Here is a 13,742-nt window from a genome sequence, read left to right as displayed (position 1 = left end):
GCAGCGCGGTCTCGGCGATCGGGCAGCACCACGCCGGCAGAGATCGGTCGATGCCACGCCAGAAGAACGGGCCGCCTCAGAGATTCGCGGGGCGGACCACCATGACCGAGGAGGCGCGTTTGCCCGATTCCTGGAGCAGCGCGATCGCGTGGCCGTCGGGATCGACAGCGGCGTAGACGCCGGGCAGGCCTATCGGGTCCAGCCAGCGGCCGTTGCGCAGGTCTTCGGCCTGGGCGGCGGTGATGTCGCGGACCGGGAAGGCGGTGCGCACGGCGGTGTCGATGTCCAGGCTCAGCAGCGGTTCGCCCGCCTCGGCGGCCGCGGCCAGCTGGTCCAGGGTGCGGGCGTGCTCGAGGGTGAAGGGGCCGACGCGGGTGCGGCGCAGCGCGGTGAGATGGCCGCCGACACCGAGCTTTTCGCCGAGGTCGCGGGCCAGCGCACGGATGTAGGTGCCGGAGGAGCACTCCACCTCGACGTCGAGATCGACGAATCGGGTTGTGCCGGTGTCGATATCGCGGCGGGCGAGGACGTCGAAGCGGCTGACGGTGACGGGGCGCGCGGCCAGCTCCACGTCCTCACCGGCGCGGGCGCGGGCGTAGGCGCGCTCGCCATTGACCTTGATGGCGCTGACGGTGGCGGGCACCTGCTGGATGTCGCCGGTCAATGTGGCGATGTGCGAGGCGATCTCGGCGTCGGTGAGATGCCCGGCCGCGGTGGTCGCGGTGACCTCGCCCTCCGCGTCGTCGGTCACGGTGGACTGCCCGAGCCGGATGGTGGCGGTGTACGCCTTGGTGGTCAGGATCAGCTGCCCCAGCAGTTTGGTGGCCCGTTCCACACCCAGCACCAGCACGCCGGTGGCCATCGGGTCGAGGGTGCCGGCGTGCCCGACCTTCTTGGTGCGCAACAGCCTTCGGCTCTTGGCGACCACGTCGTGGCTGGTCCAGCCGCCGTCCTTGTCGACGATCAGCAGGCCGCCGAAGGCGTCGACCAGCGGCGGCAGCTTCTCGCGTCTGGCCTGCACCGCACCCATCAGGCCTCCACGATCGCGGTCAGGATGAGGCCGTCGCTGATCAGCCAGCGGCCGTCGAACGAGGTCAGCGGGCTGCCGCCGTCGGTGACCGAGCCGGGGACGAGCAGCTCGGTGTGGAAGGTACCCGCGCCGCTACCCGCGGACTCCTCGTCCACGGTGAAGGTGATGTGCGCGTCCTCGAAACCCAGCCACCGGCCGGTGAGCGGGAACCACGCCTTGTAGGTGGCCTCCTTGGCACAGAACAGCAGCCGGTCCAGATGCAGATCGGTGCCCGGCAGCACGGTCCGCAACCACTGCCGCTCGGGCGCCAGGCTCACCGAGTCCAGGACACCGTCCGGCAGCTGACCGTGCGGTTCGGCATCGATGCCGATGGACCGGAAGCGCAGTTTGTGGCCGAGCGCGGCGGCCCGGTAGCCGTCGCAGTGGGTGAGACTGCCGACGATGCCGCGCGGGAACACCGGTTCACCGGTGCCGCCCTTGCCGATGGCGACGGCGGGCTCCCCCAGCTGGGCCAGCGCCTGCCGGGCGCAGTAGCGCGCGCCGATGAAGTCCCGGCGCCGCTTCTCGACCGCACGGGCAATCAGGTGCTCCTCGCCGGGGTGCGGTTTCAGGTCCTCCGGGTACGCCGTCAGTTCGGCCGCAGCGACCCCGTTGGGCAGAATCCTGCCGAGTATGCGCGCCGACTCCGTCGCCGCGACTGCCCGCTCCTCGATGACCCGCCTCCTGCTCGCTTCCGGCACTGCCGAATCGAGCCTACCGGGCAGGCGCGGGCCGCTCCGCCGGTCATCCGGGAGCACTCTTCGCCGGACACCGCCACGGGTCCGTTGCTAGGCTTTTGCCAGCTCATATCCAATCCGCAGTCCGCAACCATCGCGGCTCTCCCGGCGAGTCCGCGAGGCAGGAGGCGCGATATGACCGTCGAGCCATCGAAACGGATCGGCCCCGCGCCGGCCGGATTCATCGGGCCCACCCGCACCATGACCACCCTGCGCGTCAACGGCCACGACCACTACCCGGTGCTCGAACCCCGCACCAGCCTGCTGGACGCGCTGCGCGAGCATCTGCACCTGACCGGCACCAAGAAGGGCTGCGACCAGGGCGCCTGCGGGGCCTGCACGGTGTGGATCGACAATCGGCGGGTGCTGGCCTGCCTGACCCTGGCGCTGGCCGCCGAGGGCCGCGAGATCACCACCATCGAGGGCGTGGCCGACGGGGATCGGCTGCATCCGGTGCAGCGGGCGTTCCTGGCGGCCGACGGATTCCAGTGCGGCTACTGCACTCCCGGCCAGATCATGTCGGCCATCAAATGCATCGAGGAGGGCCACGCCGAATCCGAGGCCGAGATCGCGGAGTGGATGAGCGGCAATATCTGCCGGTGCGCGGCCTATCAGAACATCCGGGAGGCCGTCTGCCAGGGCCGGGACGCCCTGCGGCGCGAGGACGGTGAGCTGCCGTGAAACCCATCTCCTACGCCCGGCCGACCACCGTCGAACAGGCGGTGAGCACCGTGACATCCAGGCCCGCAACGGTTTTCCTGGCGGGCGGCACCACACTGGTGGACCTGCTGCGCACCGGCGCGCTGGAACCGGACAATGTCGTGGACATCACCTGGCTGCCGCTGGGCGGAATCCAGCACACCGCCGACGGCGGGCTCCGCATCGGCGCGCTCGCCACCATGACCGAGGTGGCGGCGGAATCGGGTGTGGCCGAACGCTATCCGTTCCTGTCACAGGCGCTGCGACAGGGGGCGTCGGCGCAGTTGCGGAACATGGCGACGATGGGCGGCAACCTCATGCAGAAGGTGCGGTGCTCGTATTTCCGGGATCCCGCCAGCGCCTGCGACAAGCGCGATCCCGGGTCGGGCTGCGATGCGATCGACGGGTTGCACCGGGGGCACGCGGTGCTCGGGACCGGACAGCGGTGCTTCGCCACCCATCCCTCGGATGTGGCGGTCCCGTTGACGGCCCTGGAGGCGACGGTCACCGTGTGGGGTCCGCGCGGGGAACGCACGATCGCCTTCGACGACTTCTTCCTGCTGCCCGGCCGCACCCCGCAGCTCGAGCATCCGATCGCCCCCGACGAACTGATCACCCACATCGATGTGCCCGCACTGCCGTTCGCCCGCAACTCGCACTATCTGAAGGTGCGCGACCGGGAGTCCTACGAGTTCGCGCTCGCCTCGGCGGCGGTCGCGCTGAGCGTCGCCGACGGCACGGTGCTGGATGTGCGGATCGGGCTGGGCGGTATCGCGACCAAGCCGTGGCGGGCCCGGATCGCCGAGCAGTTGCTGATCGGGGTGTCCGCGACCCGCGAGAACTTCGACAGGGCCGCGGCAACCGAACTGCAGGGCGCGGACACCTCGCACCCGATGAACGCGTTCAAGGCGGAACTGGCGCGGCGGACGCTGGTGCGGGCGCTGGAAACGGTGTCACCGCAACCACATTCGGGAGCAACTCGATGACCGCCACCGCGGCCCGGCCACTGATCGGGCAAGGATTCGACCGGGTCGACGGGCGCGCCAAGGTCACCGGGGCGGCGCAGTACACCGCCGAGGTGCCGCTGCCCGGCCTGGCGCACGCGGTGATCGTGGGCGCGCGGATCGGCAGCGGCACAGTGCTTTCCATCGACAGCGGGCCCGCGCTCGCGGCGGGGGCGGTCGCGGTGTACACGCACGAGAACCTGCCGAAGGTGGCGGCCATCCCGTCGCAGTGGCCGTCCGGCTTCGGCGGGCCCGCGCCCGGGCAGACCTTCTTCCCCTTGCAGGACACCACGATTCACTACTACGGCCAGCCGATCGCCGTGGTGGTCGCGGATACCTTCGAGTGCGCCCAGCACGCCGCCGAGCTCGTGACGGCCGGCTACGACGCGCAGCAGCCGGTCATCCGGCTCGAGGACGGACGCGACGCGCAGTATCAGCCGAAGACGGTGTTCTGCGGTCTCGTCCCGGCCGTACAGTCGCGCGGGGACTTCGAGGTGGCCGCCGACACCGCGGTCCACACCGTCGACGCCACTTACCATTTCGCCGCCAACCACCACAATCCCATCGAGTGCTCGGCCACCGCGGCGAGCTGGGACGGCGACACCGTCACCGTGTACGACGCCACCCAGGGCGTGAGCGCCACCCAGGCCACGGTGGCCGCGTACCTGGGCATCTCGCCCGCCAATGTGCGAGTGGTCGCGCACTACGTGGGCGGCGGCTTCGGCGGCAAGGCCCTGATCTGGCCGCATGTCACGCTCGCGCCCATGCTCGCCCGGGAACTGGGACGCCCGGTCAAGGTGGTGCTCACCCGCGAGCAGATGTTCTACGGCACCGGATTGCGGGAGGAACAGGAGCAGCGGGTGACGCTGACCTGCGACGGCAAGGGGACCTTCACCGGGCTGCGGCATCACAAGCTGTCCGTCACCTCACCGTTCGACGACTGGGCCGAGGTGTCGCTGGGCGTGGCCGGGCAGGCGTACGCGATTCCGCACTGGGACGGGCAGTATCGCCTCGTTCGCGGCAACCTCATGTCGCCGACGTTCATGCGCGGGCCCGGCGAGGCCTCCGGCATGCTCGCCATGGAGTGCGCCGTCGACGAGCTGGCCGCCGACATCGGCATGGACCCCCTGGCATTACGGCTGCACAATCACGCCACCATCGACCCGGCGAGCGGGCATCCGTGGAGTTCCGACGGGTACGCCGAATGCGTGCGCACCGCCGCCGAACGCTTCGGCTGGTCCATCGGGACCGGGCGCGGCGCCCCGCGCGCCGACGGCCACTGGCTGCTGGGCTGGGGCATGGCCACCGCCGGATACCCGGTGTACGAGCCGGGACAGCCGCAGCGCGCCCATGTGCGGCTGCTCGCCGACGGGGCGCTGATCGTGCAGGCGGGTACCCAGGACTTCGGCACCGGCGTGGCCACCGCCATGGCGCAGGTCGCCGGGGACACCCTGGGCGTCGAATTCGACCGCATCCGAGTCGATATCGGCGACACCGACTACCCGAACATCGCGGCGGCCGTCGGATCGATGGGTGCGGGCATGATCAGCGCGGCCGTGCACACCGCGTGCACCGATCTGCGCGGGCAGTTGATCGCGCTCGCGGTCGGCGATCCGGAGTCGCCGCTGCACGGGCGGATCGCCCCGGAGATCGAGGCGCGCGGCGGGCGGCTGCGGGTGCGCTTCAATCCCGCTGTCGGCGAGACGTATTCGGCGCTGCTGACCCGCCACCATCTCACCGACCTGGAGACCATCGGCACCTGGCACCCGCCCACCGGCGATCTGCCGTTCGGGCGCATCAGTTTCGGCGCGCAGTTCGCCGAAGTGGCGGTGGATCCGGAGCTCGGGCTGGTCCGGGTGCGGCGCATGGTGGGGACCTTCGCGCCCGGGCGGGTGCTCAATGCCAAGCTGGCGCGCAGCCAGGTGCTGGGCGGCATGAACTGGGGGCTGTCGCAGGCGCTGCTGGAGGCGACGCTGCCGGATGCGCGCACCGGCGCGTGGTCCAATCCGTCACTGCTGGAATATCTGCTGCCCGTCAATGCCGACGCGCCGGAGGTCGACATCTCCTTCGTGGAGGTCAACGACGCGATCGTCAACCCGCTGGGGGTGAAGGGGCTCGGCGAGCTCGGCATGATCGGTGCGGCCGCCGCCATCGTGAACGCGATCGCGCACGCCACCGGCAAACACATCCGCGAGTTCCCGGTGCGCATCGAACACCTGCTCTGAAAACCGGTGTCTCACAGGTGAATCGGGTCGGCCGCCGCGGCAAGCGGCCGACCCACGCCCCGATCGCCGAAGCGTCACCACGGCCCCGCCGCCGCGGCGCGGGTGTCAGACCAGGCCGCGGCGGCGCTCGGCGGCCTCTTTCATCTTCAGGGCGGCGGCCTGCATTTCGGGGGTGATCTTGAAGTGGCCGCCCCACTCGTTGAGGGTGTCGCCGTAGTCGGGGACGGGGAGGATCTGGCGCAGGAGTTTGTCGGGGAGGCCGCGGCGCTGCCATTCCCGGGGGTAGCCGAGGGAGACCTCTTCGAAGCGGACGCCGTCGTACCAGGTGGTGCGGGGGATGTGGAGGTGTCCGTAGACGGCGCAGACCACGTTGTAGCTGGTGTGCCAGTCGGAGGTGAGGTCGGTGCCGCACCACAGGGAGAACTCCGGGTACCACATCATGTCGACCGGCTTGCGCAGCAGCGGGAAGTGGTTGATCAGCACCAGCGGGGTGTCGGCGGGCAGGGCGTCGAGGCGGCGCTGGGTGTACTGGACGCGGGCGTGGCACCAGGCGTCGCGCGTCAGGTACGGCTCGGCCGAGAGCAGGAACTCGTCGGTGGCCACCACATTGCGGTCCTTGGCGATGGCCAGGCCCTCGGCCTTGGTCTTCGCGCCCTCCGGCAGCCAGGAATAGTCGTAGAGCATGAACAGCGGGGCCAGGGTGACCGAGCCGCCGAACTCCTCCGCGCCCGCGCCCTCCCACACCGGGAACGGGTCCTCCGGTGTGACGACGTCCACATCGCGGCACAGCGAGACCAGGTAGTCGTAGCGGGCCGCGCCGTGCATCTGCACGGGATCCTTTGCGGTGGTCCACAATTCGTGATTGCCGGGCACCCAGATGACCTTGGCGAAGCGGCCGCGCAGGGTCTCCAGTGCCCAGCGGATGTCATCGGTCTTCTCGCCGACGTCACCGGCCAGGATGAGCCAGTCCTCGGGGGAATCCGCGCGGATCGCCTCGACCACCGGTTTGTTGCCCTGATGACCGACATGGATGTCGCTCACCGCCATCAACTTCGGAATCACCCAGCTCCGCCTCTCTGTTCACGACCGGTCCTCGCAGCAACAGACCCGGCGCCCACCAGATTCCCATGCGGGGCCACAGCGGCTCTCAGCGCACCCAGCGAATCCGGGCGTTCGGGCCGAATCCAGCGGCGACGGTGAGAATTCCGGTGGCATCGCGCCGGCAGGAAGCCACGGCCACGTGACACGGCCGCGGGATCTCGGACGGGATCCGCACCCCGCCGTCGATCTCGTAGCGCATATTGGTGACCTTCCACCGTCGCGCCCGGGGATCCTCGGGATCCACCGGCGGGGCGTCGGGGCGGGCCACCACCATCACCTCGGTGATGCCGATCGGCCATTCGAAGACCAGCAGCCCGCGCTGTTCGGTCAGGCTGCGCACGGTGGGCATACCACTCGGCCCGTCGGCATCGGGCCCGCCATCTGCGGCATCCGGCTCGCCACCCTGGGCCGCATCACGGTCCGAATCCCCATCGGACCGGGCCATTTCGGAGGCCCGGCCGGAGACCGACGCAACCACCCCGTACACCGGCACCGGCCCGGTCAGCGCCCCGCCGTCCTCCAGCGCGGTGCCGCGGGTGCGACCCACCACCCGCCACGATCCATCGGCCAGCAGCCGCGTGACCCGGTACTCCACCTGCGTGGTCCGCGACGGGAGCCAGGTGATCACCACCGTCCCGTCCGGCTTGCGGCTCGTCGTCACCGTTCCCGGCGCGCCCACCTGCAATTCGGCCAGCACCGCCAGCGCCTCGGCATGGTCGGCGCACACCTCGAGCACGGCCCGCACGGCCTGCATGCGCAGTCCCGGATCCGACGGCAGCGCCTCGAACAGCCGCCTCGCCTCCATCACCGCGGCCCGCGCCCGCCCGATCAGCAGCTCCCGGCCCGCTCCCCGCGGATCGGGATTGGGCACATCCGCCGCCCGCCGATCCAGAAAATCCAGATGCTCGCCCAGCGCCTCCACGAACCGCCGCCCCGCGCAGCAGGACACGGCCGCCCGCCAGTGCACGGCCGCCTCCGCCAGCACCCGCTCGACCTCTTCCCCCACCGCCCGCACCGACCGCGCTCCCAGACCGTCGTCCCCGACCCCGCGCCGCGCATCGGTGACGAATCCCGCCGCCTCCCTGGGTCGTCCCGCCCGCAACGAGGCCCGCGCCGCCCGCAACGCCGCCTCCCACGGCCGCCCCGCACCCGCCCCGGCCGCCTCGCCCGTGTAGGGCGTCCGCTGCCACTGCGCCGCCTCCGGCGCCTCTCCACGACCTCGAGCAGGTGCGCCGCCGCCCGAATTCCATTGCCCGCCATCGGCTCCCGATGAGCCGCCCGCGCTTCCGGCAGCGGTCGCCGCATCGCGGTCCGGGCCGAAGCCATCCGCCGAGCCGACGGGACCAGCTGCACGGTCGATCCGCGCGGCCCCGCCGGTCCGCGAATCACCCTGCGCACCACGGCTTCCCGATGTGCCGCCCGACGAGTCGCCGGCGTCCGAAGCGGCCGGACCCCGACCCCGGGGGTTGCTCGCGCGATCGCGGCCGAATTCGCTTCCGGCGGCCGCGCCGGTCCCTGACGGAGCACCATTCCCCGCCGAGCGGGTCGAAGTCGTGGTGCCGGGGCTGGTCCGTGCGGGCCCACCGGGGCGGGACGGGGCGGCCAGGTGTTCGCGGCCTTCGACGGTGGTGCCGAGTTCGTCGGTGAGGGTGATGAGGATGCGTTCGGCGGCGGCGCGGTCGAGGCCGGCAGCGATGGCCACGCCGAGAAGGTAGTCGAAATCTGCTGCCACCAGGAGGTCTTCGACGAGCACGGCGGCGCGGACCTGGGGACGGAGCTGGTCGGTGATCGTCTCGGTGATGGCGAGAAGGTAGGCGTCGACCGTGGCGCCGCCGGGCTCGAGGATGTCGCCGATATGGATGAGGAGTTCGTCGAGGACCACGCGGATCCGGCCGGGCGGCAGTTCGCGGGTGCGGGCGCGCAGGGCGCCGGCGCGCAGGCGGATCTCGTTGGTGTGGTGAGCGGCGGCGAATTCCATGCCGAGCAGAGCCAGCAGGGTGGGGACCGGATCGCCGGGAAGCAGGCGCTCGTATTCGGCGAGGAGCGCGCGGATCTGCCGGCGGCGTTCGGAACTCAGGGCGGGCGCGGCGGATGGCGATTCCGGTGCGCGCGCCTCGTCGATGATGCGGTGGCGGCGCACCCGGGCGGCGATCTCGGCCACGGTCAGCCCGCCCATGCGGCCGATGTCCTCGAGGCCGGGGATCTTGGCGGCGGGAATGCCGCCGTGCCGTGCCACCAGCCGCTCGATGGCGGCGTCGAGCATCTCGTAGCGCTCGGCCTCCCGCCGGGCCCGCAGCTGCGTCACCCGATCCGCCTCGACGAGCCGGGAACCGGTGTGCAGCAAGGGTTCCGAGAGCTCGGCGTGCGCGTCCACCAGCAGCCCGGCCAGCACCCGGTACTTGGGATGGTCGCGCAGCTTCTGCCAGAACGCCCACACCGCCCCGACCCGCGCCGCCACCTCGGCGTCGCTCAGCCGCGCGGCCTCCGCGAGCGGAATGTCGTACAGCTCGAAGGCATCCGACTCACCGAGCCCGCCCCGGCGTTCGACGGCGGCGAGGACGCGCTTGCGGTAGTCATTGGAATCGAAGGCATGCATGGCTTGTCGTCGGACAGCGTATACCGGTCAGGAGTTGCGGCGGCGGGTGCGCTGCAACTGATCCAGTTCGCGCTCCACATCCGCCTGCGACAGGGTGGCCCCGGTCTGCACCGAAAGCGTCAGCGGCAGATCGGCATCCACATGGTAGGCGGTCACGTGCAGCACGCCGTCGAATCCCATCTCGAAGGTCACCCGGACTTCACTACCCTCCGGATACCCGGGTGGAATGTCGCGAATCCTGCCCTCCACCAACACCTTCGTGTCCTCGGGCCGCGTGGACGCCGCCTGCCCCTGCTGCTCCACAATGGTCAGCTCGATCTGATCCTGGTCCGCGCGCACCGTCCCATAGGACCGCCGCACACGAATGGGCAGGGTCTGATTGCGATGCACCAGCCAGCTGGCCGCCAGCCCGTTGAACGGATCCAGCGCCAGCACCCCGAAGCCACGCGACACCACCGTGTCCACCTGGATCTCGATCATGCGCCGCACCAGGCTCACCGGCTGCCCGAACGAATCGGCCACCCGCGCCAGCGAGGCCTCCAGATCACTGGGATCCGCCTCGCTCAGCCCGGCGCCGTCGCGTAGTCGCCCGCGGGTCACCAGATCCGCGGCCACCAGCCGCTCCATCTCCAGCTTCTCGCCGTAGAGCGCGGCCCCGCGCGCCACCGACAGATCCGGATCGCGCAGCTCACCGGTCAGCCCGAATTCCTTGCGCAGCTGCTCGGCCACCATCGGCATCCGCGACGAGCCGCCCACCAGCAGCAGCCGATCCACCTGCCGGACCCCGCGCTGCCCGGCCGCGGCCAGCACCGCCTTGGTGAGATCCACCGTGCGCCGCATGAGCGAGGCGGTCATGGCCTCGAGCTCGTCACGGGTCAGCGGGATCACCGCCCGTTCACCGTCGTGCGCGATCACCACCTCGGTGCTGTCGGCGGTGGTGAGCTCGCGTTTGGCCTGCTCGGCCGCCAGCACCAGCAGCTGCGAGCCGACCGAATCGTCCAGGGGGTCTTCGGCATCCGGATTGGCGGCGCAGAACCGCTGGGACAGGTGCAGCGCCAGCCGCTCGTCCCAGTCCGCGCCGCCGAGCTGATGATCGCCCTCCACGGCCAGCACCGAGATACGCCGATCGGCCAGTTCGATGACGGTGGCGTCGAAGGTACCGCCGCCGAGGTCGTAGACCAGCACGGTCTCGCGCGCCGGCGACGCGCCGATCTCGATGCCGCCGTCCAGCCGCCCGAATCCGTAGGACAGCGCCGCCGCGATGGGCTCGGACAGCACGCCCGCCACCTCGAATCCGGCGTAGGTGCCGGCCTGGATGGTGGCCCGGCGCTCCTCGTCGCCGAAGTAGGCGGGCACCGTGATCACCACCCGCCGCACCGGTTCGCCGCCCGCGAATTCGGCATCGGCGGCAAGGCTTTTCAGAATGAGAGAGGAGACCGCGGGCGCCGACCACAGCTGCCCGTGCGCGCCGAACCTCCACTCCGCATCTCCCATGCGGCGTTTCACCAGCGTGCACACGTGATCGGGATCCAGGCGGGCCTGCCGGCGCGCGCCCTCCCCCACCACATGGTCGGTGGCGGAGGCGAACAAGACAACTGATGGGACAGTCGGTTCCCCATTGAGCCCGATCAGCACCTCGGGCCGGCCGTCCGCGTCAATTGTCGCAATTGCCGAATTCGTTGTGCCCAGATCGATTCCATAGACCCCCACGACGGCGATGGTAGCAGCCGGGACCGACTGCCGGGTCTATCGTTCGAGCATGACCGATCCAGCCCCGGCGGCCACCCTCCCGGCCCTGCCCGCCCCGATAGACCTAGCGGCCACGACACTCGACCGCATCACCGAACGCATCGACGACCTGGCTCGCGTCATCGCCCGGCAGGCCGCCACCATCGAGCGACTGGCCGACGAGGCGAAACTGAAGATCCGCGACGAGCGCGGCGAAGCCGACGCTCCCCTGATCCGCGACCTGTTCGCCCTGCACGGCCTGGCCCAGACCTTCGCCTCCACCACCGAATCGGAACCGGACCGCCAGGGCTTCGAGACCATGAGCCGCCGGGTCGAACGCATGCTGGCCGAGCGGGGCGGCAAGCTGGTCACGCCGTTCCGGGGCACGGACTTCGATCCGGACACCATGGAGGCCGCCGAGCTCAGGGACACCGATGATCCGGCCGCCGACCGGACCGTGGAGTCGGTCATACAGCCGGGGCTGACGATAGGAGATCGGTCCATCCGGCCCGCGAAAGTCGTTGTGCGCCGGTATCGCAGGGCCTGACCGGGCCCCGCCGCCCGAAACTGACACTTGTTCCAGTAAGCACGAGTGCTTAACCTCGGGCTCATGACCTATTCCGCCGCCACCGCGATCGTCACGGGTGCCGCCTCCGGTATGGGGAAGGCGCTCGTGACCCGGTTACTGCAACGTGGCGCGTGCGTCTATGCCGTCGACCGCGCGGTGGCGGGCCTGGACTCCCTGGCGGCGAGCAGCGCCGGCGACCTCACCACCATGGTCGCCGACGTCACCGACCGCGAGGCCCTCGCCGACGTGGTCGAGCGCGCCGTCGCCGAGCACGGGCGGCTCGACTTCATGTTCAACAATGCCGGCATCGTGGTCGGCGGCGATTTCGCCAAGATGACCGACATCGCCTGGAACCAGATCGTCGACGTCAACTTCTGGGGCGTCGTGCACGGCACCCACCTCGCCTACGCGCGCATGCTCGACCAGGGCGCCGGGCACATCGTCAACACCGCCAGCAGCGCGGGCGTGCTGCCGGTGGCGCGGTCGGTCGCGTACACCGCCACCAAGCACGCCGTGGTCGGCCTGAGCACCGCGCTGCGCGCCGAGGCCGCCGAACACGGCATCAAGGTCAGCGTGGTGCTGCCGGGCGTGGTCGACACCGGCATCTTCGACAGTGCCGTGAACCTGCCCGGCTACGACTACCGCGCCTCCATCGACAAGCTGCCCTTCGCCAAGGTGAAGCCGCTGGCCGCCGCCGACGCGATTCTCGACGGCGTCTCGAAGAACAAGCAGTACATCAGTTTTCCCGCCTACAACCGCCTCATCATCGGGCTCAACAGGCTCCTGCCCGACGTGATGGCGCCGATCATCAATCGCGGAGGACGCACATGAGAGAGCGCGGAGGACGCCCATGAAACAGCAGTATCGCAGCATCGATGTCGGCGAGCCGATGACCCGATTCGCCCGGGGCTGGCACTGTCTCGGGCTGGCCGAGAGCTTCCGGGACGGAAAACCCCACTCGGTCAACGCCTTCGGCACCAAACTGGTGATCTGGTCCGACAGCAGGGGCGAACTGCACGCCCTCGACGGGTACTGCCGGCACATGGGCGCGGACCTCGCCTACGGCAGCGTCAAGGACGACAATATCGCCTGCCCCTTCCACGATTGGCGCTGGCGCGGCGACGGCAAGTGCGCCGCCATCCCCTATGCCCGCCGCGTTCCGCCCTTGGCGCGCACCAGATCCTGGATCACCTGCGAGGAGAACGGGCAGTTCTTCGTGTGGAACGATCCCGAGGGCAATCCCCCGCCGCCCGAGGTCGCGATCCCGCACATCGAGGGCATCGACACCGACCAGTGGAGCGACTGGGACTGGAACACCCTGCTCATCGAGGGCGCGCACTGCCGCGAAATCATCGACAACAACGTCGATATGGCGCACTTCTTCTACATCCACTACGCGTACCCGGTGTACTTCAAGAATGTGTTCGAAGGGCACGTCGCGACACAGTTCCTGCACTCCAAGGGGCGGCCGGACGTGCACGCGAAGTCGAACTACTCGCAGGAGATGTCGCTGTTGCGTTCGGAGGCTTCGTATTACGGGCCGTCCTACATGATCAATACCCTGCACAACGACTTCGGCGACAACACCGTCGAGGTGGTGCTCATCAACTGCCACTACCCGGTGACGCACAATTCCTTCGTCCTGCAGTGGGGTGTGAGCGTGCAGCGCATCGAGGGCCTGCCGCCGGAGAAGTCGGAGAAGCTGGCCAAGGCGTTCGGCAAGAGCTTCGGCGTCGGATTCCTGCAGGACGTGGAGATCTGGAAACACAAGACCCGCATCGACAATCCGCTGCTGACGCAGGAGGACGGGCCGGTCTACCAGCATCGGCGGTGGTACGAGCAGTTCTATGTCGATGTCGCCGACGTGAAGCCGGAGATGACCGACCGGTTCGAATACGAGGTCGACACCACGCACGCCAACGAGAATTGGCAGGCCGAGGTCGCCGAGAACCTCGAAAGGCAGGCCGCCGCCCAGGCGAACGGCGCGGCCGACTAGCTCGACGGCGGCCGGGGCG

General features: G+C 70.1%; 11 protein-coding genes. 6 read left to right on the top strand and 5 right to left on the bottom strand.

Annotated elements, in window-relative coordinates; genetic code table 11:
• Positions 1 to 76: 76 nt before the first annotated feature.
• On the bottom strand, positions 77 to 1,030 hold the full coding sequence (truB, locus tag ACQP1O_RS11070) for a tRNA pseudouridine(55) synthase TruB (RefSeq protein WP_433565719.1): 954 nt from the start codon (positions 1,028 to 1,030) through the stop codon (positions 77 to 79).
• Positions 1,030 to 1,704: a 4'-phosphopantetheinyl transferase Npt gene (gene npt / locus ACQP1O_RS11065; protein ID WP_433567650.1), complete on the bottom strand. Its 675-nt coding sequence runs from the start codon at positions 1,702 to 1,704 to the stop codon at positions 1,030 to 1,032. The genes truB and npt overlap by 1 nt, the downstream gene beginning before the upstream one ends.
• Positions 1,705 to 1,941: 237 nt before the next feature.
• Between npt and ACQP1O_RS11060 the strand changes: the two genes are divergently transcribed.
• From ACQP1O_RS11060 to ACQP1O_RS11050, 3 genes are read left to right on the top strand one after another with little or no spacing between them, the layout of a single operon-like run.
• Positions 1,942 to 2,487: a (2Fe-2S)-binding protein gene (locus tag ACQP1O_RS11060; RefSeq protein WP_433565718.1), complete on the top strand. Its 546-nt coding sequence runs from the start codon at positions 1,942 to 1,944 to the stop codon at positions 2,485 to 2,487.
• The gene (locus ACQP1O_RS11055; RefSeq protein ID WP_433565717.1) at positions 2,484 to 3,491 is read left to right on the top strand and encodes an FAD binding domain-containing protein; all 1,008 of its coding nucleotides are present in this window, start codon (positions 2,484 to 2,486) and stop codon (positions 3,489 to 3,491) included. Before ACQP1O_RS11060 ends, ACQP1O_RS11055 begins: the two co-directional genes overlap by 4 nt.
• On the top strand, positions 3,488 to 5,734 hold the full coding sequence (locus ACQP1O_RS11050) for a xanthine dehydrogenase family protein molybdopterin-binding subunit (RefSeq protein ID WP_433565716.1): 2,247 nt from the start codon (positions 3,488 to 3,490) through the stop codon (positions 5,732 to 5,734). Before ACQP1O_RS11055 ends, ACQP1O_RS11050 begins: the two co-directional genes overlap by 4 nt.
• A gap of 105 nt (positions 5,735 to 5,839) precedes the next feature.
• On the opposite strand, the gene ACQP1O_RS11045 is transcribed toward ACQP1O_RS11050, so the two are convergent.
• The 3 genes from ACQP1O_RS11045 to ACQP1O_RS11035 form a co-directional block, all read right to left on the bottom strand.
• Positions 5,840 to 6,781: a metallophosphoesterase family protein gene (locus ACQP1O_RS11045; protein ID WP_433567649.1), complete on the bottom strand. Its 942-nt coding sequence runs from the start codon at positions 6,779 to 6,781 to the stop codon at positions 5,840 to 5,842.
• Positions 6,782 to 6,881: 100 nt separating this feature from the next.
• Positions 6,882 to 9,431 carry a hypothetical protein gene (locus ACQP1O_RS11040; RefSeq protein WP_433565715.1) on the bottom strand — a complete coding sequence of 850 codons (2,550 nt, stop codon included), beginning with the start codon at positions 9,429 to 9,431 and terminating at the stop codon, positions 6,882 to 6,884.
• Positions 9,432 to 9,458: 27 nt separating this feature from the next.
• On the bottom strand, positions 9,459 to 11,141 hold the full coding sequence (locus ACQP1O_RS11035; protein ID WP_433565714.1) for an Hsp70 family protein: 1,683 nt from the start codon (positions 11,139 to 11,141) through the stop codon (positions 9,459 to 9,461).
• A gap of 49 nt (positions 11,142 to 11,190) precedes the next feature.
• On the opposite strand from ACQP1O_RS11035, the gene grpE reads away from it, so the two are divergent.
• The 3 genes from grpE (at position 11,191) to ACQP1O_RS11020 (ending at position 13,723) form a co-directional block, all read left to right on the top strand.
• Positions 11,191 to 11,706 (top strand): nucleotide exchange factor GrpE, encoded by a 516-nt coding sequence (grpE, locus tag ACQP1O_RS11030; protein ID WP_433565713.1) that lies wholly within the window; start codon positions 11,191 to 11,193, stop codon positions 11,704 to 11,706.
• Positions 11,707 to 11,769: 63 nt separating this feature from the next.
• On the top strand, positions 11,770 to 12,558 hold the full coding sequence (locus tag ACQP1O_RS11025; protein ID WP_433565712.1) for an SDR family NAD(P)-dependent oxidoreductase: 789 nt from the start codon (positions 11,770 to 11,772) through the stop codon (positions 12,556 to 12,558).
• A gap of 19 nt (positions 12,559 to 12,577) precedes the next feature.
• Entirely contained in the window at positions 12,578 to 13,723 is a 1,146-nt protein-coding gene (locus tag ACQP1O_RS11020) for a Rieske 2Fe-2S domain-containing protein (RefSeq protein WP_433565711.1), read from the top strand.
• Positions 13,724 to 13,742 lie beyond the last annotated feature (19 nt).

It is taken from the genome of Nocardia sp. CA-151230 (assembly GCF_050942175.1).
Lineage (GTDB): Bacteria > Actinomycetota > Actinomycetes > Mycobacteriales > Mycobacteriaceae > Nocardia.
This window is presented reverse-complemented; position numbering and strand designations above follow the sequence as displayed.